This window comes from Micromonospora sp. LZ37, from assembly GCF_059359015.1.
This window is the reverse complement of record NZ_JCADBL010000012.1, coordinates 13,718-35,864: the sequence shown is the minus strand read 5'-3', so window position 1 is coordinate 35,864 and position 22,147 is coordinate 13,718. Positions and strand designations below refer to the sequence as shown.

Below are 22,147 nucleotides of genomic sequence, written 5' to 3'. Positions count from 1 at the left end.
GGAGCCGGGCCCTCTTCTTCACTCGTTTGCAGGAACGCTCACGCGAGTAGACACTGCCCGGGCGGTCCGGGTTGGCTTGGTGGGGCGTCTACGGAGCGCCCATTCGACCACGGCAAGGTTGATCACCCAGCCCGCGAGCATCAGCAGCGCCCGGCTGAGCCCACCCGGTTGACCGGCCAGCAGGATCCAGGGCAGGTGGGTGAGGACCTGAGTACCCGCCCCGAGGCCGATCGCGTAGCCGCGGGCCATCCACGCGCGGTGACCAGCTATGTCGCGATGCCGGATGGCGGCGAAGCCGAGGACGATACAGCCGACCATGGCCGAGCCGAATACGAGCCGGAAGCCGGTCAGGAGCTCGATGTCGCTGGGAGGGCGGGGATAGAACAGCGTCATCCAGAGGCCTGACAGTGCCGCGGCGAGCCCGAGGGGGATCAGCAGCCGCCCGGCCATGCGGTGCCACCCGGGTCTGCGGCGGCGGAGGCCGCCGGCGAACTGGAACGCGCCCAGCAGGCAGTACACGCTGGCGCCGACGATGTGCACCAGCACGGGTACCGGCGAGGCGAGAAACCGGGCGTTGCCCGGCGTGACCGTCGCACCACCGGTGAGCTCCGCGAACCGCGCGGCGCCGGCGACCACCGGAACGGCGCTGAGCATGATCAGTCCTACGGGCACCAGCCACTGTCGGGCAGAGGAGGTCACCACGAGTCCCTTCTTCATGCCGGCCATTGATAGACCGGCCCCTTTCGACACAACAGGCAGGTGTACGGCGTACACCTGTTGGTGAGAGTAGGGTGTACGCCGTATACCGTCAAGAGCGGGGTATTGGTCCACACCTGTGCGAAAGGAAGGCGTCGAGATGGTCCAGCAGGTGGACGGGGCGCGCCGGGCCCCCCTCAACCGGGACCGCGTGCTGCGCGCCGCCGTCGCGCTCGCCGACAACGTCGGGATCGAGTCGCTGAGTATGCGTAACCTCGCCCAGGAGCTGGGCGTGGTGCCGATGGCGCTCTACAAGCACGTGGCCAACAAGGAACAGCTCCTCGACGGGATGGTCGACGTCATCGTCGGCGAGATCGATCCACCGGTTGCCGGCACCGACTGGAAGGTCGGCATCCGCCAGCGCATCCTCTCGGCCCGAAGAGTTCTGTTGCGACATCCCTGGGCGTCGCGCGTCATCGAGTCCCGTCCCCAGCCCACCCCGGTCGTGCTGGACTACCTGAACTCCATCGTCGGGATGTTCCGGGCCGGCGGCTTCTCCGTCGACCTCACCCACCATGTGATGCACGCGCTGGGAAGCCGCGTGTGGGGCTTCACCCAGGAGCTCTTCCCCGGCTCACCGCTACCCGCCGACCCGGAGAAGCAGGAAGCCATGTTCCAGGAGATGGCAGCCCGGTATCCCCACATCGCGGAGATAGCTGTGGCCTCCGCCCACGACGGAGCGTCGGTCGTGGGCCGCGGCTGCGATGACCAGTTCGAGTTCGAGTTCGCGGTCGACCTGCTGCTCGACGGGTTCGAACGGCTCCACCAGCAGGGGTGGACGCCCGCCAACCGGTCCTGACGCGACGTGGCCCGTCCGGCCCACGCCCGACATCGGCGCCCTGACCCCCGGGCAGCCAAAATGGCCCACCACCCTGGCCAAGGCCGCTACAGCAGCCCGTTTCCCAGAGTCCAATTTGCCGGGATGACATGGCAGATCTGACGAAGATCGTCGGCCGTCCGGCCGCGGACGTACAGCCACGTCCACTCGCCTTTCCCGTCCAAGCGCAGCAGCTGCCCTGGAGCGGAAAACCAACGAACAGGTTCCGTCGGTTCAGCCCACATCGGGTATTCGGGGAAGTTCACCCGTTGGTAGTTCGCCTCGACCAGGCTGATGAGGTCGGACGGGAGTTCGGCCGCGTTCTCCAGGTACTCGGAACCGAACAGCACCTCGGTGAGCACCATCTCCACGCAGGCCAGAGAGACATGGTCCAGAAATGGCTGCCAGCCCTCGCCGTGCTCCATCACCACCGGAGGGTCCGGCTCAGCGATGTCGGCGAGCGGTATGCCCCACGAGGCCAGGCTCTGATTCTCGTCCCGAAAAACCAGCACCCCACCGCTCTCGTCCACCTCAAGGGTGCGTGGCGGCAAGAACTGGTCCTGGCTCCTGGTGAGGTCATCGCGTCGACCGAAGAGCAGGTACGCCTCACGTAACGCCGCTGGAAGCTCGAATCCCAACGCCTCTTCCGCGTCACGCAACTCTTCGTGGTCAACTCCGTCGCCGTTGCGCAACGGCCGGGTCCACTCAGCCGCGAGGTCCCGGATGAAGCTCCAAGCCTGCGCCCGGCCGCTGGCTGGGGAGAGCATGGCTTTCCCGACATCGAACATGTCCGTCATCCGGCCTGCCCATCAACGCACCTGGCCCACGGCTGAGGCTAGCTTTCGGCTGATCAGGCAGCGCGTCCGGGTCCAGCCGGGGTTTGATATCTCTCAGTGACCCGGGGCTGGGGCAGCCCGTCGGCCCTGACGCCGGTCGGCCGCCGCACCCGACGGCTCAACCGCCCGAGCCCTCTGCCGCCCCATCCGGTGCGAAGGCGTCGCCCTCCTCGCCGGTCTCCAGGTGCACGTGCTGGTGCCCCTGTCCGGAATCGATGTTGATTTGGTCCAGTTGCGTCGCGGCCACCGACCAGTTGGTGGCGGCGAGAGTCGCCTGTCGCCTGGCCAGTGCCATCTGGTCCTTGCGGCTGGCTTCGGGACCTGCCGTGGCCAGCGCGGCGGCATCGACCGCCACGGCGGCCTGTTCGACGGCGTTCCTGAGGCCGCCACGGGCGACGTTGGTCGCGGTCGAACCGGATGGCGGGTTGGCGAACTGCGCCGTGAGCTGGCGCATCGTCTGCTGCCATTTTTGCGCCTGCGAGCTGTCCGGTGTCCGCCCGGCTGCCGCGTCGCTCTCGATGGTGCGGAGGATCGGGGAGAGCTGTTCCCCGGTCCGGCGGGCCACCTCGGTCAGTTCGATGATCTGCTGGACGTCGCGCCGGGCCTCGGCTTCATGTATCGCGGCAACGCTCCGGTCGAATTCGCTCGGCCGTCCCACCGCGTTTCCGATCAACCCACCGAGCAGACCGACGACGAGCACCAGTGCGGCAACGCCACCCACCAGAATGACCTTGCGTCGGCGATCAGGAGGCGCAGAAGGCTTCGTCAGGTAAGAGGGTCTTCCGGTGCGGCGTGGCATGGCGTCTCCTCGCATCGAGGGTCGTCTGGTCGGAGAGTAGTCCTTTCCATCACGTCGGTCGATAGTTCCGCTCATGCGGCCGGAACTTTCGTGGGGCCTGACGAAAGCTCGAAGAGGGTCGAGCCGCCCGGTGTCCAGGGCCGCTGCCGAGCGGCGGCCGCGAAGGAGATCCACGGTGGTTCAATCGTCGCCATGACCGATGGCTGGCCGACGGCCCTGCGCACCGCGCTCCGGCGCGGGCAGCTGATCGTCGCCGAGGTCCCCGCCGCCCTGCCCGATCGCCGAGCCTGGGTCGCCATCTACCCGATCCGGCATCCGGACGACGACAGGCAGGCGTTCACCCTCTTCCACCGCGAGTTCGAGACCAGCCACATCGACAACGACTGGTGCATCGGGCCCGGCGATGGCATGACCGATCTGCGGGTCGCGCAGGCTCAGGACGAGAACGAGCTGAACGCACTGCTCACCGGCTGGGCCGTCGACCCCGGCCGGCTCACCTACGTCCATCGGACGGACTACCCCGTCTGAGGCGGGCCGACCGGCCACGGGCACCGGGACCCGGCGGCTGACCGGGTCGCCGGGCGCCCAGGGCGCGTCGCAAAGTCCGGGTTGGTGGTCATGGTGAGCGGCTGACGAGGGTTCGGGTCAGCCTGGGGTGAGGAGGCAGAACTCGTTGCCTTCCGGGTCGGCGAGGACGGTCCACGGGACGTTCTGGCCCAGGTCGATGACGGTGGCGCCGAGAGTCCGCAGTCTGGCCGCCTCGACCTCCAGGTCGTCGCCGGGGTACGGGCGGACGTCGAGATGGACGCGGTTCCACCCGGTCTTCACGTCGGGTGTGCGGAGGAACTCCAGATACGGGCCGACGTCCTTGGCGGAGCGCAGTACCGCGTGATGGTCGGTCACCTCGTGCAGGGTCCAGTCCATGGCCTTGCTCCAGAAGCGGGCCATGGCTCGCGGATCCGCGCAGTCGACCACCACCGCGGCGATCGGTCCGGTGTCCCGGTAGATCGGTCGCGGCTCCAGCACGCAGAACTCGTTGCCCTCCGGGTCGGCCATGACCGTCCACGGGACGTCGCCCTGGCCCACGTCGGCGGGTGTCGCGCCGAGATCCTTCAGGCGCGTGACCACCTGCGCCTGATGGGCCGCCGAGGTGGTGGCGAGGTCGACGTGCACGCGGTTCTTCACTGTCTTGGGTTCCGGGGAGACGACGAGGTCGACGCAGACAGCGACCGGGTCGGGGTAGACGAAGCCCTCGGGTTCGAGGTTGGTCACACCGGGTCCCTCGCTGGAGACTCCCCAGCCGAGCGCCTCCGCCCAGAAACCGCCCAGCGCGGAGTCGTCCCGAGCCTTCATGTTGATCTGCACGAGCCGCGTTGCCATGCCGGTGATGCTAGGGCCCGTCGAGTCGGCGGTGGTGCCCGGTTGTGGCCGACTTCGACACAGGTCCTAGTGGAAGCCGAGCTGGCGGGCCACATCCTGCTGCGCCGAGACGAGCTCGGCCAACGGGATCGCCTTGCGGGACACCGCCGAGAGGTCGTTGCCCTCCCGGGTCCACGGCGGCGGCCACAGGCTGATCCCCTCGTCGGGCGCGACGCCGGCCACCTCGGTCTCCCACCCCGGCCACCGCAAGTCCTCGTAGAACGACGTCACCCCGCCGGCGAGCATCGCCTCCAGCCAGGCGCCGTACCCGAGTTCGAGGTCCTGCCAGGCGAGGTGGTCCGGGCCGAAGTAGTGCACGGTCGGCGCTGCGCCCGGCTGAGCCGGCAACCACGCGAACTGTCCGCCCAGCACGTCGAAGGCGACGACAAGTCGCCCGGCCTCGGGATCCACCATGGCAGCCACATCGAGCAGCCCGTCGTGCCCGCCCCCGAGCACCCGCAGCCAACCGTGGTCGACCAGCAGGCCGCCACTGGCGCCGATCACGGCGCCGAGCCACGACCTGGTCGTGATCCCCAGGGCCGTCAGGCAGGCCGCCGCCCGCTCCGGGTCGACCGGCAACACCTCCACCGGGTACGGAGCCGCCGCCACCACCGCCGAAACGGCGGCCCACGCAGACTGTTCCACCCAGTCAGCGTCCCAGGCGCATCAGCCGTGCGGCACTGCGGGGCCCGCGGTGGAGGCACACCCGGATGCGGCCCTGGGCGCCCTCAGCGGCGGCCCCGGACCGTGCGGTGCCGCACCACCGGCTGGTCGGTGCCGTCGGCTCGGCCCGAGACGAGAGCGCGGATCCTGGTCAGCCAGGCGGTCGCCTCGGGCACGCTCGCGCGCCCGCCGAGCTCGACGGCGGCCAGCCGCCCCGGCGTCCAGCCGGTGTCCAGCAGCTCCTTCCACTGCCGGGCGCTCAGACCGAGGACGCGCAGCTCCGGGAACCCGGCGACGGCGACGACGTCCGTGACGACCGCCTCGGCGAGGTCCAGCCGCACCAGGTTCGGCAGCGCCGCGAGCGCGGCGACCGACACCGGCTCGGTGTTGCCGGCCAGCGTCAGGTACCCGAGCGTCGGCGTCGCGGCCAGCCGCTCCGGCTCGAACCGCGCGGCCACGACGTGGAGCTGCTCGACCGGCAGGCCGGGCGGGATCGCCAGGTCCACGTGCTCGGCCTTCTGCCGCACGTCGAGGATCCGGACCGCGCGCAGGTGCGGGAAGGCGGCCAGGTCCGCGAGGCGTACCCGGGTCACGGCCCGCAGGTGGGCTGACTGGACCACCGACGGGTCCGGCGCCGCCGCCACCGCCTCGGCGAGCGTCCGATCGCCGACGTCGACGGACCATTCGTGGTTCGGGGTGCTCCAGCTGCCGTCGTCCCAGCGCGCGTGGTCGCGCAGCGAGGCGACGACGGACCGCATGAGGTGCCGGACCGACGGTGCGACGTACTGGATCGGGCCCCACACGTCCCGGCCGAAGGTGAGCACCTGGCCGTAGCTGCCGCGACCGGCCGGGTCGAGGTCCACCGCGGCGTAGTTCCCGCTGTAGTCGGGCGCGAAGGTCACCCACCAGTCGTTGCGGGACACCCTTCGTACGTGCCCGAACGGGTGGGTCTCTAGGACCACCGGGTTGTACTCGAACAGGCCGTCGTCCCAGCCGTACGAGCCGGGATCGCCCTTGTGGTACCAGTGGACGACCTGTTCCAGCGGGGCCGGGCTGAACCGGCCCAGCAGGCCGGACTCCTGCCCGTCCTCGTGGATCGTCCGGTAGAGAGCCCGCAGGTCCTCCGGCAGGCGTACCCCGAGCTGTTCCTCGACCGCCAGGATCTCCGCCTCGCTGTGGCCGGGTGCGAACCGGGGTGACTGGCCGTACAGCCGGGCGCACTGCGCGAGGAACTCCGCGACCAGGGCCCGCACCTCGGCGAGCACGGCCGCATCGGTCGGCCGCCCGTCGTTGACCGCCGCCGCCGGCTTCGCCATCCCCGGCGCGGGGTGGTTCGGGTAGCGGTAGTCGGCGTCGAGCACGATCCGGGGCGGCAGCGACGGCAGGTCGGCGGAGCAGCTGACCACGTAGTCGCCCGCCCGGGTCCCGGACAACTCCACGACGAACTCGCCGGTGCCGCCCGCGCCGGCCGTGACCAACCCCATCAGATTCCGCAGGCCGGGGCTCAGGTCGTCGTCCCAGCGGCCGATCAGCGCCCCGTTGCCCGCCGCGTCGTACGTCCGGCTCGTCCGGCCGTTCTCCGTCAGGGCGGCCTGCATCGAGCCGTCCCGGCTGAGTCCGGCGGCGAACTCCGTGCCGAGTTCGTGCATCGCTGCTTCGATCTTGTCCACGGCCGGAGTCTGCCAGGCGCAGCGGTCGGGAGGTGACCGTCGACGCGGGGTCAGCCGACCACGGTCAGGTCGTCCCAGGACCGGCCGGCCGGCAGGTACCAGGCCGCCTCGTCCGGGTCGAGCGCCCGCCCGATCACCAGCCGGGCGTGCGCGTCCAGCTCGGGCAGCGCGTCCATCGGGAACCACCGCACCGCCAGCGACTCGTCGTCGTTGACCCGCGCGGTGCCGGAGAGCAGTCGGCAGTGGAAACCGAGGTTCAGGTACTCGCACCGGTCACCGTTGGGGTACGTGTGCGGGTGCGAGACGACGCTGCTCAACCGGACCGGCTCGACGCGTAGGCCGGTCTCCTCCTCGACCTCGCGCACCACCGCCGTGGCCGGCTGCTCGCCCGGCTCGACGAAGCCGCTGATCACCGACCAGCGGCCGTCGTCGGAGCGTTGGCCCAGCAGCAGTTCGCCGGCGTCGTTGCGGACCACCGCGCTGACGCTCGGCAACCAGAGCAGCTGGTGGCCGACGTGCCTGCGCATCCGCAGGATGTAGTCCGGTACGCCCATCCGGTGACCCTAACCGCCGGCAGCCGTCCACCGCCGGATCACGCCGGGCAGGGCAGCCGCTCCAACCCCGCCGGCCCGGCACCGGGGCGCACCAGCTGCGCGAAGCACTCCACCGCGGTGGCCCGCTGCCAGCCGAAGACCGTCGAGGCGGTCTTCGCCACGCGTACCCGGAAGACCAGCCGGACCCCGTCGCCCTGCTCGACCGCGAGCACCTCGACCCCGTCGACGTCGTCGGCGGTCCGGCGCAGGCGGGCCACCGGGGCCGCCGGCTCGGCCAGCAGCTCGGTCCGCGTCCGCTGCGCCGTCGCCGTCACCTCCCGGTCCGCCCGCTGCTCCAGCCGCTGCTGCGACCGGTCCCGCAGCCGCGGTACCGCCACCATCACCGCCGCCACCACCAGCAGCGTCACCACCAGCGCGGCGAGCAGCCCACGGCGGGCCCGTGTCGATGTTCGTCCCCCGAAACGCACCGGGGGATTCTCCGCCACCGGAGGCCCTGCCGGCTGCCCCGTCGGACCGGACGGGATCCGCCAATCCCGCCTCCAGGGCCCCTGAGCAGGTCTACTGTGGAACAGATCGGGGGCTATTTGCGGCGATCCGGTGGCGACCGGGCTGCTCCCGGTGCACAGTGATCCCATGAGCGACAGCGGAATCGGTGGGCACTACTACTGGTGCACCCGACACCACCGGGTCGAGACCGACGCGGACGTGTGCCCCGCGAGGCACGTTCTCGGACCGTACGCCTCGGCCGCCGACGCGGAGAACGCCCTGCAGAGGGTGCGGGAGCGCAACGAAGCGTGGGACGCCGAGGACGCCCGTTGGGCCGGGGAGGGCAGATAGACGGCGCGGGACGGCCCGCGTCGAGGAACTCCGTGTCTCCGCGAGGAGGCACGCGGGAGCATGTCCCAAGAAGGGAACCGAGATGGCCGAAGCGCAACAGGCCACCACCCGCCCGGCCACCCGGCGTCCGGCCGCGACGAAGACCGCCGCGGCGGAGCGGACCGCCGGCACCACCCGGAGCAGCGCGGCCCGCCAGCCCGCCGCCGCCACCGGGGGGACCCGCACGGCAGCGGTCACCAAGGCTTCCCCGAGCGCGGCCGGCGCGGGCGCGGGACGCTCCCCGGCCAGCACGGCGACCACCGCGAAGAAGACGGCGGCCGGGAAGGCGACGGCGGCGCGGAAGACGGCGGCGAAGCGGGCGGTGGCGAAGCAGGCCCCGGCGGCCAGGGCCACCGCGAAGCAGGCCCCGGCGGCCAGGGCCACCGCGAAGAAGGCCCCCGCGTCCAGGGCGCCCGCGAAGAAGGCGCCGGCGAAGAAGGCGGCCGAGAAGGCGACGACCGCGGCGAAGGCGCCGGCGAAGAAGGCCGCCGCGAAGACGACGACCGCGGCGAAGGCGCCCGGGAAGAAGGCCGCCGCGAAGACCACCACCGCGGCGAAGAAGACCACCACCGCGGCGAAGCGGACCACCGCGACCAAGGCCGCGACCGGCGCCCGCAAGGTCACCTCGACGGGCCGCAAGGCCACCGCCGCGGTCAGCGGGACCACCGGCGCGGCGAAGAAGACCACCACGTCGGCGGCGAAGAAGACCACCGCCGCCAGGAAGGCCCCGGCGAAGAAGGTCACCGCCAGGACGGCGCCGGCGTCGAAGACCACGGCCGGGAAGGCCCCGGCGAAGAAGACCACCGCGACCTCCTCGGCCACCACCCGCAAGGCCACCGCGACGAAGGCCACCGCGAAGACGGCGCCGGCGAAGAAGGCGCCCGCGAAGAAGGCCACCCCGGTCAAGAAGGTCACCGCCCGCAAGACCCCGGCGCGTACGACCGCCGCGACCGCCACCCGGCCCCGCGCCCGGAAGGCCACCGGCTGACCGTACGGTGGCCGCCGCCCGTCCACCGGAGAGCGGATCACGCGCCACGCTGCCAAGATTGACCCGTGGTCATCCGACGCGTACTGGCGCCCCGCATCGACTTCGGCGCGCTGCGCCGCGAGCTTGGACTGCCTGACGGCTTTCCGGACGCGGCGCAGCGCGAGGCGGACGAGTCGGCCGCCGCCCCGCCCCCCACCGGGGCCGACCGGACCGACGTCCCGTTCGTCACGGTCGACCCGGCGAGCTCACGCGACCTGGACCAGGCGATGCACCTGAGCCGTCGACCCGGCGGCGGCTACCGGGTCCGGTACGCCATCGCCGACGTCGCCGCCCACGTCCGCCCCGGCGGCGCGCTGGAGGAGGAGACCTGGCGGCGCGGGCAGACCGTCTACCTGCCCGACGGCAACGTGCCGCTGCACCCGCACACCCTCAGCGAGGGCGCCGCCAGCCTGCTGCCGGACGTCGACCGGGCGGCCGTGCTCTGGACCATCGACCTGGACGGCGACGGCGGCACCGTCGCCGTGGCGCTGGAACGCGCCCGGGTCCGCAGCCGGGCCAAGCTGGACTACGTCGGGGTGCAGGCCGCCGCCGACGCCGGTCGGCTGCCCGAGCCGATCGCCCTGCTGCCCGAGATCGGCGACCTGCTCACCGCCCGCGGCCTGCGCCGGGGCGCGATCAACCTGCCGCTGCCCGAACAGGACGTCGAACCCGACGGCGACGGCTGGCGGCTGGTGCTGCGCGGCCCGGTGCCGATGGAGGACCACAACGCGCAGATCTCCCTGCTGACCGGGATGGCCGCCGCCGACATCATGCTCGCCGGTCGGGTCGGCCTGCTGCGCACCATGCCCACGCCCCGGCCGGAGGCGGTGGCCCGGCTGCGGGCGGCGGCGACCCCGCTGGGCGTGGAGTGGCCGGACGGCAGGGGCGTGGGGGAGGTCCTGGCCGGGCTGGACGCCTCCCAGCCCCGGGCCGCGGCCTTCATCGACCAGGCGGCCGAGCTGATGCGCGGGGCGGCGTACACGGCGTTCGACGGCGAGCTGCCCGAGCAGCCGGAGCACGGCGGCGTCGCGGCCGCGTACGCGCACGTCACGGCCCCGCTGCGCCGGCTCGCCGACCGGTACGCCACGGAGGTCTGCCTGGCCCTGCACGAGGGCCGGCCGGTGCCCGACTGGGCCCGGGCGGCGCTGCCGAAGCTGCCGGAGGTGATGGCGGCGACCGACCGGACCGCGTCGGCGGCCACCCGGGGCGCCGTCGAGCTGGCCGAGGCGGTGCTGCTGGAACACCGGGTCGGGGAGGTCTTCGAGGCGGCCGTGCTGGACGTGGACGCCCCGCCCAACGGGCAGGCGAAGCCGGGCCGGCCGCCCGGCGGCACGGTGGCGCTGGACGCCCCGCCGGTCCGCGCCCGCTGCACCGGGGAGCTGCCGCTCGGCGGCCGGGTCCAGGTCCGCCTGGTCACCGCCGACCCGGTCGCCCGCAAGGTCCTCTTCGCCCGCGCCTGACGGCCCGCAGCGGGGATTGTCACAGCGGCTCGCGCTGCTGCCCGGGACGGCCGTTTGCGAGGATGGCCGTATGGCTTACGACGCGACCACGCTGCCCGACGTGTCCGGGCTGACCGTCGGCATCATCGGCGGCACCGGCGACCAGGGGCGGGGCCTCGCCTACCGGTTCGCCCGGGCCGGGCAGACCGTGCTGATCGGTTCCCGTTCCGCCGAGCGGGCCGCGCAGGCCGCCGCGGAGATCGCCGCGCTGCCCGGCGTGCCGGCCGGCGCCGAGGTGACCGGGGCCGACAACGACGAGGTGTCCCGGCGCAGCGATGTGGTGATCATCGCGGTGCCGTGGGACGGGCACGCCGCCACGGTCGGCGCGCTGGCCGAGCCGCTCGCCGGCAAGATCGTGGTCGACTGCGTCAACCCGCTCGGCTTCGACAAGCAGGGCCCGTACGCGCTCCCGGTTCCCGAGGGCAGCGCCGTGCAGCAGGCCGCCGCCCTGCTCCCGGACTCCCGGGTCTGCGCGGCGTTCAACCACGTCAGCGCGCCGCTGCTGGCCGATCCGGAGGTGGAGCGGATCGAGCTGGACGTGCTGATCTGCACCGAGGACCGGGAGCTGGTCGACATCGTCGGCGCGCTGGCCGCCCGGATCCCCGGCGTGCGCGGCATCTACGCCGGCCGGCTGCGCAACGCCCACCAGATCGAGGCGTTCACCGCCAACCTGATCGCCATCAACAAGCGCTACAAGGCACACGCCGGCATCCGCGTCACCGACCTCTGACCGACGCCGCCCACCATCGGGCCGGTCCGCGACAGCACCCACGGGCGCGGCGGCGGTGTCCCGCCGCCGCGCCCCGGGGCGTACGTCAGAAGGTGTGCTCGGCGGCGGGGAACTCGCCGCCGCGGACCTCGTCGGCGAAGGCGCGGGTCGCCTCGGTCAGGGCGCCGGCCAGGTCGGCGTAGCGCTTGACGAAGCGCGGCGCCCGGCCGGTGCGCAGCCCGGCCATGTCCTGCCAGACCAGCACCTGGGCGTCGGTGTCGGGGCCGGCGCCGATGCCCACGGTCGGGATCGGCAGCTCCGCGGTGATCCGCTTGGCCACCTCGCCCGGCACCATCTCCAGCACCACCGCGAAGGCGCCCGCCTCGGCCACCGCCCGGGCGTCGGCGATCACCTCGTCGGCGGTGTCGCCCCGACCCTGCACCCGGTAGCCGCCCAGGGTGTGCTCGCTCTGCGGGGTGAAGCCGATGTGCGCCATCACCGGGATGCCGGCGCCGACGATCGCGGCGATCTGGTCGGCGCAGCGCCGGCCGCCCTCCAGCTTCACCGCGTGGCAGCCGCCCTCCTTCATGAACCGCACCGCGGTGCGCAGCGCCTGCGTCGGACCCTCCTCGTACGAGCCGAAGGGCAGGTCGCCGACGATCAGCGAGTGCCGGGTGGCCCGGACCACGGCCCGGACCAGCGGCAGCAGCTCCTCGGCCGTCACCGGCAGGGTGGTCTCGTAGCCGAACACGTTGTTCGCCGCCGAGTCGCCGACCAGCAGCACCGGCACGCCGGCGGCGTCGAAGATCGAGGCGGTGTACTGGTCGTACGAGGTGAGCATCGGCCAGCGCTCGCCGCGCTCCTTGGCGGCGATCAGGTCGCGGGTGCGGACCCGTCGGGTGGCCGGCCCGCCGTACAGGGCGGTCACCTCGGTCGGGGTGGACTCCACCATGACTGTCTCCTTTCCTCGAGGCCGCCGTCGCGGTCCCCGGGTTCCGCCGCGATCGTCGCACCGGTCGGCCCGGTGGCGGCAGGGCGGAGTGGAGGATTTCACTCCGCCCCGCCGGGAAGGGGATCAGCCGTTCTCGCGCCAGCGGTTGGTGATCGGCAGCCGGCGGTCCCGCCCGAACGCCTTCATGGAGATCTTCGTGCCCGGCGCGGACTGCCGGCGCTTGTACTCGGCGGTGTCCACCAGTCGGAGCACCTTGTCGACCACGGCCGGGTCGTGGCCGGACCCGACCAGGCCGTCCCGGCCCAGGTCGCCGTCGACGTAGCCGATCAGGATCGGGTCCAGCACGTCGTAGTCGGGCAGGCTGTCGCTGTCCAGCTGGCCGGGGCTCAGCTCGGCCGAGGGCGGCTTGCCGATCGAGCTCTCCGGGATGGGCGGGGTCTCGCCCCGGCGCGCCGCCTCGGCGTTGCGCCACTTCGCCAGCCGCCAGATCAGCGTCTTCCAGACGTCCTTGACCGGGTTGAAGCCGCCGACGGAGTCGCCGTACAGCGTCGAGTAGCCGACCGCCAGCTCGCTCTTGTTGCCGGTGGTGAGGACGAGGTGACCCTCCTGGTTCGACAGCGCCATCAGGATCACGCCGCGCACCCGGGCCTGGAGGTTCTCCACCGCCACCCCGGCGAGCGACAGGTTGGCCAGGAAGGTGTCCACCATCGGCTGGATCGGTTCGATCCGGTAGTCCAGCCCGGTCCGCTTGGCCAGGTCCTCCGCGTCCACCCGGGAGTGCTCCGAGGAGTGCTGGCTGGGCAGCGACACCCCGACCACCCGCTCCGGGCCGAGCGCGTCGACGGCGAGGGTCGCCACCACCGCCGAGTCGATGCCGCCGGAGAGGCCGAGCACCACCGACGGGAACCGGTTCTTGTCGACGTAGTCGCGCAGGCCGAGCACCAGCGCCTGCCAGACCTCGGCCTCGTCGGCGACCGGCTCCAGCACCCCACCGCCGGCCGCCGGGCCCGTCGGGGCCGGCGGCACCACCTCGACGGTACGGCGGGACACCCGCATGCTGTCGGCCAGCTCCTCGCCGGTGTCGGCGTGCCCGGCCGCGTCGGGCAGCTCCACGTCGTGCACCAGCAGGTGCTCGACGAACTGCGGGGCCCGGGCGAGCAGGACGCCGTCCGGCGTCACGATCATCGAGTCGCCCTCGAAGACCAGTTCGTCCTGGCCGCCGATCATGTTGACGTACGCGATCGGGGCGCCGGCCTCGGCGGCCCGGCGGCGCACCAGCGACAACCGGAGGTCGTCCTTGTTCAGCTCGTACGGCGAGCCGTTGATGTTGACCACCAGGCCGACGCCGGCCCGCCGGGCCACCGCGAAGGGGCCGCCGGCCTGCCACAGGTCCTCGCAGATGGTCAGCGCGACGTCCACCCCACCGATCCGCACCACGGTCAGCGTGTCGCCGGGGACGAAGTACCGGTCCTCGTCGAAGACGCCGTAGTTGGGCAGGTGGTGCTTGAAGTACGTGGCGACGACGCCGCCGGAGTGCAGCAGCGCGGCGGCGTTGCGGGCCCCCCGGCCCGGCTCGGCGTCCCCACTGACCTGGGGCGGCCCGTCGGCGTCCAGGTAGCCGACCACGACCGGCAGGTCACCGAGGCCGTCGGCGGCCAGGTCGGCGGCGAGCCGCTCCAGCGCCGCCTTCGACGCGGCGACGAAGGAGCGGCGGAAGACCAGGTCCTCGACCGGGTACCCGGTGAGCATCAGCTCGGGGAAGGCGACCAGCTGGGCGCCGGCGTCGGCGGCCTTGCGGCTCCACGCGCGGACCAGCTCGACGTTGCCGGCGATGTCACCGACGGTCGGGTTGACCTGGGACAGGGCGAGACGCAGGGTGGGCATGACCTCATCTTGCCCCAGCGGGGGCGCGTCGACCGGCGCCCGGGACGCAACGGCGCCCACCCGGGCGCGGGGGCCGCGCCGGGCCGGGGCGGGTCGGTGCGCGAGGGGGCGGACGGGGCGGGACGGGCGGCGACGGGTCGCGTAACGTCGGCGTAACGAGGCCCGGGGAGACTGGGCGGTCAGGTCGGGTGAAGCCCGGTCGAAGGCGGACAAGAGTGTCGCGAGGGGTTGGGGCAGTGGACCGTCAGCAGGAGTTCGTCCTCCGTACGCTGGAAGAGCGGGACATCCGGTTCGTCCGGCTGTGGTTCACCGACGTGCTCGGCACGCTCAAGAGCGTGTCGGTCGCCCCCGCCGAGCTGGAGGCGGCCTTCGACGAGGGCATCGGGTTCGACGGCTCCGCGATCGAGGGCTTCGCCCGGGTCTTCGAGTCCGACATGGTCGCGATGCCCGACCCCACCACCTTCCAGGTCTTCCCGTTCGAGGGCGGGGTCAGCGGCGAGAGCGCCCGGATGTTCTGCGACATCCTGCTGCCCGACGGCGGGCCCTCCTGGGCCGACCCGCGGCACGTGCTGCGCCGGATGCTCTCCAAGGCCGCCGAGAAGGGCTTCACCTTCTACACCCACCCGGAGATCGAGTTCTTCCTGCTGGAGAACGGGCCGATGGACGGGTCGCCACCGGTGCCCGTGGACAGCGGCGGCTACTTCGAGCACACCACGCACGCCGTCGCGCGGGACTTCCGCCGCCAGGCCGTGCTGGCCCTGGAGCGGATCGGCATCTCGGTGGAGTTCAGCCACCACGAGGTCGCCCCCGGCCAGCAGGAGATCGACCTGCGCTACGCCGACGCGCTGACCACCGCCGACAACATCATGACCTTCCGGCACGTGGTGAAGGAGGTGGCGCTCTCCACCGGCGTGCAGGCCACCTTCATGCCGAAGCCCTTCACCGACCAGCCGGGCAGCGGCATGCACACCCACCTGTCGCTGTTCGAGGGGGAGCGCAACGCGTTCCACGACGCCGGCGACCCGATGAAGCTCTCCAAGGTGGCGAAGTCGTTCATCGCCGGCCTGCTGATGCACGCCCGGGAGTACACCGCCGTCACCAACCAGTGGGTGAACTCGTACAAGCGGCTCTTCCCGCTGGCGCTGCCGGACCGGATCACCGAGAGCCCGGCGTACGTCTGCTGGGGCCACCTGAACCGCTCCGCGCTGGTCCGGGTGCCGGCGTACGGCAAGCCGAACTCGGCCCGGGTGGAGGTCCGCTCGCTGGACTCGGCGACCAACCCGTACCTGGCCTTCGCGGTGATGCTCGGCGCCGGCCTCAAGGGCATCGAGGAGGGCTACGAGCTGCCGCCGGGCGCCGAGGACGACGTCTGGTCGCTGACCAGCGCCGAGCGCCGGGCCATGGGGTACGAGGCGCTGCCGGAGAACCTGGCCGAGGCGATCGACGTGATGGCCGGCTCCGAGCTGGTCGCCGAGGTGCTCGGCGAGCACGTCTTCGACTTCTTCCTGCGCAACAAGCGGGCCGAGTGGGAGCAGTACCGCCGCGAGGTGACCCCGTACGAGCGGCAGCGCTACCTGTCGCTGTAGGTCGGGGGCTGCCGCCGGTGGCGCGGGGCCGCTATCGTCTCGATCACCGCGTCGGCGCTCCCGCCGCGCGCCGGACGTCGGGAGGCAGTCGGTGCTGGAGGACCTGCTCACCGGAGCATGGCAGAGCGTCGTCTTCGGGGTCGTCGGGGTGGCGCTGATGGCGGCCGGCTTCGTGCTGGTCGACCTGCTCACTCCCGGCAAGCTGCGGGAGCTGATCTGGGTGCAGCGCAACAGCAACGCCGGGTTGCTGCTCGCGGCCAACCAGCTCGGCATCGCCGGGATCGTCTTCACCGCGATCCTGACCAGCTACAGCGACTTCGGCAAGGGGCTCGCCTCCACGGTGATCTTCGGGCTGGTCGGGCTGGCCATCATGGCGTTGGCCTTCTTCGTGCTCGACCTGCTGACCCCGGGCAAACTGGGCGAGGTCATCTGCTCGGAGGAGCCGCACCCGGCGGCCCGGGTCAGCGCGGCTGCCCACTTCGGGGCGGCGCTGATCGTCTGCGCCTGCATCGCCTGAGCGCGGTCGTCGTACCCCGGTCGTACCCTGCCGGGCATGAACCGCACGGACCGTCTCTACGCCCTGGTCGAGGAGCTGCGGGCGGTGTCGCCACGGCCGCGCAGCGCCCGCTGGCTGGCCGCCCGCTTCGAGGTCAGCAGCCGCACCATCGAGCGTGACATCGGGGCGCTGCAACAGTCCGGGGTGCCGATCTGGGCCGAGCCGGGGCGCACCGGCGGTTACGCGGTGGACCGGGCGCACACGCTGCCGCCGGTCAACCTGACCGCCGGCGAGGCGGTGGCGATGGCCGTCGCGCTGCACCGGCTGGCCGGCACGCCGTTCGCCGGGCCGGGCGTCAGCGCGTTGCGCAAGCTGGTCGCGGTGATGCCGCCCGCCGACGTGGCCGAGGCGCACCGGCTCGCCGGTCGGGTGCACCTGATCGGCGACGGGCCGGCCACGCCCGTCCCGGCCATCGTCGCCGACGCGGTCTCCGCCCGGCGGGTGCTGCGCATCAGGTACGCCGACCGGGGCGGCACCGATTCGGTCCGCGACGTCGAGCCGCTGGGCTATCTGGGCAACCGCCGGCACTGGTACCTGCTGGCCTGGTGCCGGCTGCGCGACGAGATGCGTTGCTTCCGCACCGACCGGATCCGCGACGTGGGGGCGCTGCCCGAGCTGGTGGCCCGGGAGCTGCGCCCGGAGGACCTGGACATCCCGCACGAGCGGGTCCGCCGGCTGAGCCTGGTCTGAGGCTTGGCGCTCCCGGTCGCCTCGCTGCGCCGCCGTCCGCCACGGCCCCGTCAGGGTGGTGCGGAAACACCGACAGGACGGTGTCGCGGACGGCTTCGAAACTGCTCCTGACGACGCCGGCCGACCGGTCGGCGCGGGAGGAGGCAACAGATGTCCACGACGCCCATCACCTGGTTCGAGATCGGCACCGACCGGCCGGAGGAGGCGGAACGCTTCTACGGGGAGCTGTTCGGTTGGACCTTCGAGGAGCAGGGGGCCGCCAACGGCGGGTCCTACCGGGTGACCGGGGCCGGCGCGGGGGCGGGGATCGGCGGGGCGATCCGGGCGACCGACGGCACGACGCCGAACTACGCGGTCTTCTACGCCGAGGTCGCCGACGTGGCGGAGACCTGCCGGCGGGCCGAGGCGGCCGGCGGCAAGGTCCTCATGCCGGTGAAGACCACGCCGAGTGGACTCAGCTTCGCCCACCTGCTCGACCCGGCCGGCAACCACCTCGGCGTCTTCACGCCCCCGCCATCCGCCTGAGCCCCGCTGGCATGCGGTGTGGCGGCGTCCCGGTCATCCTGGACACCGCCACATCGCCCCTCCTGAGCCGATCGAGCGACGCGACCGGCCGGCGCCGTGGCCGGTCCGCTCGGCGGTGCGGTGCTGGAATGCGGGGCCCCGGCCGCAGCCGATGCGCGCGCTGTGTTCGCTCAGCTGAGCCGAGCAGCGGCGGTGGCGCGTACCTCGGGAGTCTCCAACGGGTCGTCGCGGAGATAGCTCAGCTGTTTGCGGGTCATGTCGTCGAGAGGCGTGTGTTCGGCCGCGAACTGTCGTACATCGCTCTCGCAGTCCCACAAGCCCTCGGCGAGGAGCGGATCCGTGTTACCCGGGTCGATCGCTGCAACGGCGCGTAGGTACGCGGCCCGCTCGAAGGTGTGCGGGCTGAACCAGGCGCGGTGGAGCCGGGGTACCGCGGCCTGTGCGGCCGGTCCGCCCATACGGGCGACGCCCTCGGCGAGGTCGTCGTATCCACAGCGGTCTTCGGTCCTGCGGTCCAGCCAGTCCCAACCGGCGAGCAGCGTCGGAACGTCGGAGTCGTCGCCGTGCCTGGCCAGCACCAGGCAGGCGGTCCAGTACATCGGATGAATCGGGGGTGCGGCCCAGGCGCGGGCCAGCGGGAGCGCCCGGGACCCGAGCAGTCGGATGGCGCGGCCCAGTTGGGCGTGAAGCTCTGTCACGGGCAACTCGTCCATGATCGGCAGTAGAGCCGTCTGCGGCCCGCGGCGATTCAGCTCGCGCAACGCGGCTTTCCGCCGGTCGGTCCCGCCGGTGCGAAGCATCGTCAGGAGAACCTCGGTCGACTGCCGCTCAAGTGGTCGTGCCAGTGCCGATGGCGGCTGGAACGCCGCGACCCTGGTGCCGATATGGTCGTCCACGGCGGCCCAGTCCAGCCACGGCCGGCTGCGCCAGAGCACCTCGTCCGCGCGATCACCCTGTGCGAGCCGGGTCCGCGCGACCGGCAACAGATCATCCCACAGCTCGCGGGGCCAGTCCCGGGCGATCGTGTGGAGCACGTCGACCCAGCGCGGGCCGTTGTGCACGTACCACCGCAGCCCGTCGATCGCGTGCCGGGCGCCCGCGCGGCCCAACGCCTCGAGTACCCCGAGGGTGTTGTCGAACGTGTTGTCGTCGTCATCGACCGCGTGTTCGTCCAGCAGGGTGAGCAGTGGCGGCACCGGCAGCGCAAGATCGCGGATCAGCCGGGCCAGGTACACGGCGCGCTCGTCGACCAGCCAGTCCCAGCGGTAGTCCCGCTTGACGCACGCGAGTACGGCCTGTGGCGCTGCCGGGTCGTGACGCGCGCGGTACGCGCCGCGGCCGAGGCCGTGCTGGAGCGAGCCGGTGAAGGTTGTTGGCCTGGCGTAGTACCAGTTAGCCGTTGCCGGTTCGGTCATCGTGGCCAGCACGCTCCTCGTGGCCCGGAGTGCGAATCGTGGGCCACCGTACCCACGACACCGCGCGTCCGCGACAGACTTCCCGACGTCGGTCGCCAGGCCACAGAGGCGGCGGCAGGGACCCGGCACGGCTGCGCACGCACCGCGTCAATGGGCACCTGAAACCGGCGCCCGACGTACACCATCCGCTCGTCGGCTAGCAGCGGATCGCGGCAGATCCGCGCACCTGCTCTTCGTTCCGACGCCGTCGGTCTCAGCGCTGGGACCTGCGCCGGGGATCCTCGGTTTGGCCAGGCTGCTTGGTGCGGCGGGCGCTCAGGAGTGTGGAGTTCGTACTTGCTCGAAGTGGAACTCGCGGATGAAGCAGTCTCGTGGTTGACCAACCGCGAAGACCACGCAGTCGATGACCGACTGGGCAGTGAGGTCGCTCTCTGCCCGCCGCGGCCCATCTTGAACGAAGTCCGGTGGAAAAAGGGAAATCACCCGGATTCCTTCTGGCCGGAGCCGGTGCGACAGGATCTCAGCGAGCCCGGCGTGGGCATGCTTGGCCGCGTAGAACGCGGGATGCGCGCCCGAGCGGCGGTGCCCCACCTCGCCGCATGTGGAGATCATGTTGACGACGTCGGGCCGCGACGATGCACGCAGCAGCGGCAGCAGATGCTTGGTCAGCAGCACGGTGCCGGTGCCGCCCGCAGCCATCACGCTCTCGATAGTGTCGTCCGAGACGTCTGCCAGGTCGTCACCTTCGATGTATGCGGCACCATTGTTGATCAGCACATCGAGGTAGCTCGTCCGGTCGGCCACGGCCGCGGCGAACCCACGCACCGAATCCGGTGCGGCGAGGTCGCAATGAAACGCATCAGCCCGACCTGCCCCCCGCTGGCTGATCGCATCCGCAACCCGTCGGGCCGCCACCACGTCGCGGGCCGAGAGAAAGATCTGTGCGCCGCGTTCGGCGAACACCTCGGCCAGAAGTCGACCCGTGCCACGTGCCGCGCCGGTGATGGCGACGCGCAAACCATCAAGATCCATGGCCGACAGTGAAGCACCTGAACTCTGGTTGAGGTCAACAGGATCCTGCCAAGATCGGACATCCGCTCATCGGCAGAAGAGTGCATCTCGCGAGGACTGCGGTGACCAAGAGTGGGCCCGGTTACTGATCTGATCGACACGGTGCTCCCGTCACGCCGAAACCCGCCTTGACGCGACGCGCGGCTCGGGACGCGCGACGACCCCGCCGCTCGGAGCGACGGGGCGTGCAGTGGCACACGGGTGGCCCCGCCGGTGACCAGCCGTGAGGCGACGAATGGCCGGGCGGAGGGGTCGGCCGGGCCACCGGGTCACCGGTCGGTCGTACCCTCGGCCCCGTGGCGGTGGCCGCGGCCGTCGGGGCGCGGGAAGACGCCGGCCTCGGCGGCCTTGGTGATCGCGTCCGCCTGCTCCCGGGTGAGCCTGCCGTCCTGCACGGGCCGCTCCAGCCGCTCCTTGAACGCCGCCTGTCGGTCCTCGGCGGACGGGCGCTCCGGCCGGTCGGCCTTCCGCTGCTCGCGGGCCTTCTCCAGCGCGGCGGTCACCTTGTCGGTGGAGACGCCCAGTTCCTTGGCGAGCGCCTCGGCGAACGCGGCCTGCCGGTCGGCCCGCTGCTGCCGCCGGTCGGCGCCCTGGTCGGTGCTGCTGCTGGCGGTCGGGGACGGGCTTTCGCCCTCCTCGGCGAACGCCGGGGCGGCGATCCCGACACCGAGAACGCCGGCGGCGGCGAGGCCGGCCAGCAGGTGCTTCTTCGACATCGTGCGGGACATCGGTCCTCCAGGTCGTGGTGGGTGGTGCTTGGCCCCACCGACAGTGACGGCCGAACCTGGGGGAAGCCGTCGCGACCCTGTCACCCGGCTGAAAGTTCCGCGCCGCCCTCAGGCTCGCGCCCGGCACCCTGCGATGAGCCTTCCGCCATTCGTAGCTGTCGAGCGTGCTCGCGGTTCACCTGCGACAGTTCGCGCAGGACGGTGGTCATCCGACGCACGTCCGTGCTCGGCAACGTTCCGAGCAGTGCACTCGCGGCCTCTACTACCGGCCGCCAGACCCCGGTCCGTAACTCACCGTGCTGAGCAGAGATCCGGATGAGCTGTGCGCGCCGGTCGTCAGGGCTCGGCTGCCGGGTCGCGTAACCGGCGGCCACCAGTCGATCCGTGATTTTGGTGATGGCCGCTGGACTGAGTTGGCTCAACTCGGCGAGCCGGCGCGCGTTCATCTCCCCTTCGCGCTGCAGGATCTCAAGGCAGTGCAGGTCGTTGCGATTGATCCCGTACCGGGCGGCGACGGCGTCGAGCAGCACCTCGGTGGCCGAGTGCAGCTCCCGCAGCGCGGTCAACGCGACGGTGATCTCAGCTGGAGTGTGGCCGGGTGCCGTGCTCACGTTAGTTGCTCCACGGTGTGTATATTACACGCCGTGTACAATCTTGAGTCTGTGACATGCTGACGTCCGACGGTCCACTCGCGAGCCGCGCGGCGCGCCTGGCTACGGCGCTCTACCTGCTATGGGGCGTCCTGCATCTGGGCCTCGGCGCGGTGATGCTGATGGAGGACCCGTCCGCCGACCCGTCCCAGGCCGAGCTGGCGGCGGAGAGCCGGATGTTCTTCGTGTGTGCGATCGTCCTCGGCGCTCAAGCCATAGCCGTGGCGCTCACGATGAACCGGGTGAACAGCCGATCCGGGCACTGGCTCAACCTGCTGACCCTCGGCGTGGTCGACCTCGCATTCGTGGTGGTACTCGTCATCCCGGGGCACGTGGACCTCGTGGGCGGTCTGTCCGGGCCGGTGATCTGGCTCCTCGCGGCAACTGCCTCAGCAGTCGCACGACATGCGGCGTCGGGTACGGCTCAACGGCACCCGGACAACTAGGTGGTGCTGGTGGGGACGG

General features: G+C 72.0%; 24 protein-coding genes. 9 read left to right on the top strand and 15 right to left on the bottom strand.

The window, feature by feature from the left end; genetic code table 11:
- Window positions 1-18: 18 nt before the first annotated feature.
- Window positions 19-672 (bottom strand): DUF2306 domain-containing protein, encoded by a 654-nt coding sequence (locus AC5L3Z_RS22915; RefSeq protein WP_494845154.1) that lies wholly within the window; start codon window positions 670-672, stop codon window positions 19-21.
- A gap of 184 nt (window positions 673-856) precedes the next feature.
- On the opposite strand from AC5L3Z_RS22915, the gene AC5L3Z_RS22910 reads away from it, so the two are divergent.
- Window positions 857-1,555, top strand: coding sequence for a TetR/AcrR family transcriptional regulator (locus AC5L3Z_RS22910; RefSeq protein WP_494844928.1), 699 nt, complete (start codon window positions 857-859; stop codon window positions 1,553-1,555).
- An 86-nt stretch (window positions 1,556-1,641) separates the two neighbouring features.
- On the opposite strand, the gene AC5L3Z_RS22905 is transcribed toward AC5L3Z_RS22910, so the two are convergent.
- Entirely contained in the window at window positions 1,642-2,370 is a 729-nt protein-coding gene (locus AC5L3Z_RS22905; protein WP_494844926.1) for an SMI1/KNR4 family protein, read from the bottom strand.
- A gap of 157 nt (window positions 2,371-2,527) precedes the next feature.
- The gene (locus AC5L3Z_RS22900) at window positions 2,528-3,208 is read right to left on the bottom strand and encodes a hypothetical protein (protein WP_494844925.1); all 681 of its coding nucleotides are present in this window, start codon (window positions 3,206-3,208) and stop codon (window positions 2,528-2,530) included.
- A gap of 192 nt (window positions 3,209-3,400) precedes the next feature.
- Between AC5L3Z_RS22900 and AC5L3Z_RS22895 the strand changes: the two genes are divergently transcribed.
- Window positions 3,401-3,736, top strand: coding sequence for a hypothetical protein (locus tag AC5L3Z_RS22895; protein WP_494844924.1), 336 nt, complete (start codon window positions 3,401-3,403; stop codon window positions 3,734-3,736).
- Between the two features lie 117 nt (window positions 3,737-3,853).
- Here the strand turns inward: AC5L3Z_RS22895 and AC5L3Z_RS22890 are convergent, their stop codons facing one another.
- The 6 genes from AC5L3Z_RS22890 to AC5L3Z_RS22865 all read right to left on the bottom strand — a co-directional run bounded on the left by AC5L3Z_RS22890 (window position 3,854) and on the right by AC5L3Z_RS22865 (window position 9,371).
- Window positions 3,854-4,588 (bottom strand): VOC family protein, encoded by a 735-nt coding sequence (locus tag AC5L3Z_RS22890; RefSeq protein ID WP_494844922.1) that lies wholly within the window; start codon window positions 4,586-4,588, stop codon window positions 3,854-3,856.
- A 66-nt stretch (window positions 4,589-4,654) separates the two neighbouring features.
- Entirely contained in the window at window positions 4,655-5,272 is a 618-nt protein-coding gene (locus AC5L3Z_RS22885) for a DUF2625 family protein (protein ID WP_494844921.1), read from the bottom strand.
- 83 nt (window positions 5,273-5,355) lie between these two features.
- Complete coding sequence (locus AC5L3Z_RS22880; RefSeq protein ID WP_494844920.1) at window positions 5,356-6,960, bottom strand: SMI1/KNR4 family protein; 1,605 nt, start codon at window positions 6,958-6,960, stop codon at window positions 5,356-5,358.
- 50 nt (window positions 6,961-7,010) lie between these two features.
- A complete protein-coding gene (locus AC5L3Z_RS22875; protein ID WP_494844918.1) occupies window positions 7,011-7,514 on the bottom strand; it encodes an NUDIX hydrolase in 504 nt (167 codons plus the stop codon).
- A 38-nt stretch (window positions 7,515-7,552) separates the two neighbouring features.
- Window positions 7,553-7,981: a hypothetical protein gene (locus tag AC5L3Z_RS22870; RefSeq protein WP_494844916.1), complete on the bottom strand. Its 429-nt coding sequence runs from the start codon at window positions 7,979-7,981 to the stop codon at window positions 7,553-7,555.
- 91 nt (window positions 7,982-8,072) lie between these two features.
- On the bottom strand, window positions 8,073-9,371 hold the full coding sequence (locus AC5L3Z_RS22865; RefSeq protein ID WP_494844915.1) for a hypothetical protein: 1,299 nt from the start codon (window positions 9,369-9,371) through the stop codon (window positions 8,073-8,075).
- 72 nt (window positions 9,372-9,443) lie between these two features.
- Here AC5L3Z_RS22865 and AC5L3Z_RS22860 point away from each other — a divergent pair, with 72 nt between their 5' ends.
- Together AC5L3Z_RS22860 and npdG are read left to right on the top strand one after the other, a co-directional pair.
- Window positions 9,444-10,877, top strand: coding sequence for an RNB domain-containing ribonuclease (locus AC5L3Z_RS22860; protein ID WP_494844913.1), 1,434 nt, complete (start codon window positions 9,444-9,446; stop codon window positions 10,875-10,877).
- A 70-nt stretch (window positions 10,878-10,947) separates the two neighbouring features.
- Window positions 10,948-11,646: an NADPH-dependent F420 reductase gene (gene npdG, locus AC5L3Z_RS22855; protein WP_494844912.1), complete on the top strand. Its 699-nt coding sequence runs from the start codon at window positions 10,948-10,950 to the stop codon at window positions 11,644-11,646.
- Between the two features lie 85 nt (window positions 11,647-11,731).
- On the opposite strand, the gene panB is transcribed toward npdG, so the two are convergent.
- Window positions 11,732-12,577, bottom strand: a complete 846-nt coding sequence (gene panB / locus AC5L3Z_RS22850) for a 3-methyl-2-oxobutanoate hydroxymethyltransferase (protein ID WP_494844911.1) — start codon at window positions 12,575-12,577, stop codon at window positions 11,732-11,734.
- Between the two features lie 123 nt (window positions 12,578-12,700).
- Window positions 12,701-14,461, bottom strand: a complete 1,761-nt coding sequence (locus AC5L3Z_RS22845; protein ID WP_494844909.1) for an NAD+ synthase — start codon at window positions 14,459-14,461, stop codon at window positions 12,701-12,703.
- A gap of 236 nt (window positions 14,462-14,697) precedes the next feature.
- On the opposite strand from AC5L3Z_RS22845, the gene glnA reads away from it, so the two are divergent.
- The 4 genes from glnA (at window position 14,698) to AC5L3Z_RS22825 (ending at window position 17,818) form a co-directional block, all read left to right on the top strand.
- A complete protein-coding gene (gene glnA, locus AC5L3Z_RS22840) occupies window positions 14,698-16,047 on the top strand; it encodes a type I glutamate--ammonia ligase (protein WP_494844908.1) in 1,350 nt (449 codons plus the stop codon).
- Window positions 16,048-16,138: 91 nt separating this feature from the next.
- Window positions 16,139-16,564: a DUF350 domain-containing protein gene (locus AC5L3Z_RS22835; protein WP_494844906.1), complete on the top strand. Its 426-nt coding sequence runs from the start codon at window positions 16,139-16,141 to the stop codon at window positions 16,562-16,564.
- Between the two features lie 36 nt (window positions 16,565-16,600).
- Window positions 16,601-17,293: a helix-turn-helix transcriptional regulator gene (locus tag AC5L3Z_RS22830; protein WP_494844905.1), complete on the top strand. Its 693-nt coding sequence runs from the start codon at window positions 16,601-16,603 to the stop codon at window positions 17,291-17,293.
- Between the two features lie 150 nt (window positions 17,294-17,443).
- Entirely contained in the window at window positions 17,444-17,818 is a 375-nt protein-coding gene (locus tag AC5L3Z_RS22825; RefSeq protein WP_494844903.1) for a VOC family protein, read from the top strand.
- A gap of 170 nt (window positions 17,819-17,988) precedes the next feature.
- On the opposite strand, the gene AC5L3Z_RS22820 is transcribed toward AC5L3Z_RS22825, so the two are convergent.
- The 4 genes from AC5L3Z_RS22820 to AC5L3Z_RS22805 form a co-directional block, all read right to left on the bottom strand.
- Window positions 17,989-19,245 carry a hypothetical protein gene (locus AC5L3Z_RS22820; protein WP_494844902.1) on the bottom strand — a complete coding sequence of 419 codons (1,257 nt, stop codon included), beginning with the start codon at window positions 19,243-19,245 and terminating at the stop codon, window positions 17,989-17,991.
- Window positions 19,246-19,548: 303 nt separating this feature from the next.
- Window positions 19,549-20,265 (bottom strand): SDR family NAD(P)-dependent oxidoreductase, encoded by a 717-nt coding sequence (locus AC5L3Z_RS22815; protein WP_494844900.1) that lies wholly within the window; start codon window positions 20,263-20,265, stop codon window positions 19,549-19,551.
- A 308-nt stretch (window positions 20,266-20,573) separates the two neighbouring features.
- Complete coding sequence (locus tag AC5L3Z_RS22810; protein ID WP_494844899.1) at window positions 20,574-21,032, bottom strand: hypothetical protein; 459 nt, start codon at window positions 21,030-21,032, stop codon at window positions 20,574-20,576.
- 80 nt (window positions 21,033-21,112) lie between these two features.
- Window positions 21,113-21,643: a MarR family winged helix-turn-helix transcriptional regulator gene (locus tag AC5L3Z_RS22805; protein WP_494844898.1), complete on the bottom strand. Its 531-nt coding sequence runs from the start codon at window positions 21,641-21,643 to the stop codon at window positions 21,113-21,115.
- Between the two features lie 56 nt (window positions 21,644-21,699).
- Here AC5L3Z_RS22805 and AC5L3Z_RS22800 point away from each other — a divergent pair, with 56 nt between their 5' ends.
- On the top strand, window positions 21,700-22,128 hold the full coding sequence (locus AC5L3Z_RS22800) for a hypothetical protein (RefSeq protein ID WP_494844896.1): 429 nt from the start codon (window positions 21,700-21,702) through the stop codon (window positions 22,126-22,128).
- Window positions 22,129-22,147 lie beyond the last annotated feature (19 nt).

Excerpts from the sequence above, each read along its gene's own strand:
- AC5L3Z_RS22910 (WP_494844928.1), top strand. The coding sequence starts at position 857 with ATGGTCCAGCAGGTGGACGGGGCGCGCCGGGCCCCCCTCAACCGGGAC.
- AC5L3Z_RS22905 (WP_494844926.1), bottom strand. The coding sequence starts at position 2,370 with ATGACGGACATGTTCGATGTCGGGAAAGCCATGCTCTCCCCAGCCAGC.
- AC5L3Z_RS22900 (WP_494844925.1), bottom strand. The coding sequence starts at position 3,208 with ATGCCACGCCGCACCGGAAGACCCTCTTACCTGACGAAGCCTTCTGCG.
- AC5L3Z_RS22895 (WP_494844924.1), top strand. The coding sequence starts at position 3,401 with ATGACCGATGGCTGGCCGACGGCCCTGCGCACCGCGCTCCGGCGCGGG.
- AC5L3Z_RS22890 (WP_494844922.1), bottom strand. The coding sequence starts at position 4,588 with ATGGCAACGCGGCTCGTGCAGATCAACATGAAGGCTCGGGACGACTCC.
- AC5L3Z_RS22875 (WP_494844918.1), bottom strand. The coding sequence starts at position 7,514 with ATGGGCGTACCGGACTACATCCTGCGGATGCGCAGGCACGTCGGCCAC.
- npdG (WP_494844912.1), top strand. The coding sequence starts at position 10,948 with ATGGCTTACGACGCGACCACGCTGCCCGACGTGTCCGGGCTGACCGTC.
- panB (WP_494844911.1), bottom strand. The coding sequence starts at position 12,577 with ATGGTGGAGTCCACCCCGACCGAGGTGACCGCCCTGTACGGCGGGCCG.
- AC5L3Z_RS22845 (WP_494844909.1), bottom strand. The coding sequence starts at position 14,461 with ATGCCCACCCTGCGTCTCGCCCTGTCCCAGGTCAACCCGACCGTCGGT.
- AC5L3Z_RS22830 (WP_494844905.1), top strand. The coding sequence starts at position 16,601 with ATGAACCGCACGGACCGTCTCTACGCCCTGGTCGAGGAGCTGCGGGCG.
- AC5L3Z_RS22825 (WP_494844903.1), top strand. The coding sequence starts at position 17,444 with ATGTCCACGACGCCCATCACCTGGTTCGAGATCGGCACCGACCGGCCG.
- AC5L3Z_RS22815 (WP_494844900.1), bottom strand. The coding sequence starts at position 20,265 with ATGGATCTTGATGGTTTGCGCGTCGCCATCACCGGCGCGGCACGTGGC.
- AC5L3Z_RS22810 (WP_494844899.1), bottom strand. The coding sequence starts at position 21,032 with ATGTCCCGCACGATGTCGAAGAAGCACCTGCTGGCCGGCCTCGCCGCC.
- AC5L3Z_RS22800 (WP_494844896.1), top strand. The coding sequence starts at position 21,700 with ATGCTGACGTCCGACGGTCCACTCGCGAGCCGCGCGGCGCGCCTGGCT.